This is a genomic window from Fusibacter bizertensis, from assembly GCF_029914245.1.
Lineage (GTDB): Bacteria > Bacillota > Clostridia > Peptostreptococcales > Acidaminobacteraceae > Fusibacter_C > Fusibacter_C bizertensis.
In genome coordinates, this window is sequence record NZ_JARYZI010000037.1 from 1 (window position 1) to 746 (window position 746).

Annotated in this window: 1 protein-coding gene; it reads left to right on the forward strand. The window is 41.8% G+C overall.

All coding sequences use genetic code 11. The features are described from left to right. Positions 1-746: sodium ion-translocating decarboxylase subunit beta (locus tag QE109_RS17560; protein ID WP_281095849.1), on the forward strand; the 746-nt coding region annotated here is incomplete at both ends.

A 746-nucleotide genomic window follows, 5' to 3' on the forward strand; every position in this document is an offset into this window, starting at 1 on the left:
CTTATATTTTTAGGTGTAGGTGCAATGACAGACTTTGGTCCACTTATTGCCAATCCTAAGTCACTATTACTTGGTGCAGCAGCACAGTTTGGTATCTTTATCACATTCTTTGGTGCAATTGCATCGGGACTATTTACACCAAACGAAGCGGCATCAATCGGTATCATCGGTGGAGCTGATGGTCCGACGGCGATCTTCTTATCGTCAAAACTTGCACCACATTTATTGGGTTCTATCGCGGTAGCCGCTTACTCATACATGGCACTAGTACCAGTAATCCAGCCGCCAATTATGAAAGCACTTACGACGAAGGAAGAACGTAATATCAAGATGAAACAACTTCGTCACGTCTCTAAACTTGAAAAAGTAATTTTCCCTGTATTAGCGACGTTAATCGTATCTATGATCGTTCCACCAGCAGCGGCACTTGTTGGGATGTTAATGCTAGGTAACCTTTTCAAAGAGTCAGGAGCAGTTGCAAGATTAACAGATACAGCGCAAAATGCACTTATGAATATCGTAACTATATTTTTAGGCGTAACAGTTGGTGCAACAGCATCAGCATCTGCCTTCCTAAATGTTAAAACACTTGCTATAATGGGATTAGGTGTTATTGCTTTTGCTTTTGGTACAGCAGCAGGCGTACTCTTAGCAAAACTAATGAACAAATTCTTAAAAGATCCAATCAATCCATTGATTGGTTCGGCAGGTGTATCAGCTGTACCGATGGCGGCACGTGTATCACA